This is a genomic window from Rhodococcus sp. PAE-6 (assembly GCF_025290685.1).
Classification (GTDB): Bacteria; Actinomycetota; Actinomycetes; order Mycobacteriales; family Mycobacteriaceae; genus Rhodococcus; species Rhodococcus pyridinivorans.
The window spans coordinates 1-258 of sequence record NZ_JAOCLZ010000153.1 but is presented as its reverse complement, the minus strand read 5'-3'; the positions used below and the strand labels follow the sequence as shown (position 1 = coordinate 258).

1 pseudogene is annotated in these 258 nt (G+C 63.2%); it reads left to right on the top strand.

Annotated features, from left to right (window positions below):
* Positions 1-258: pseudogene (locus NVV99_RS26610) on the top strand (NAD(P)/FAD-dependent oxidoreductase); the annotation flags it as partial.

Here is a 258-nt window from a genome sequence, read left to right as displayed (position 1 = left end):
CCCACTTCCGTGACGGCAGCACCCGCGTGGTCGACGCCATCGTGCTGTGCACGGGGTACAAACACCACGACCCGTTCCTGCCCGACGAACTCGCACTGCGCACCGACAACCGGCTCTACCCGCGCGACATCTACCAGGGCATCTTCTTCCAGCGCAACCCGAAGCTGATGTACCTCGGCGCACAGGACCAGTACTTCACGTTCTACATGTTCGACGCCCAATCCTGGTACGCACGCGACTTCATGCTCGGCCGCGTCG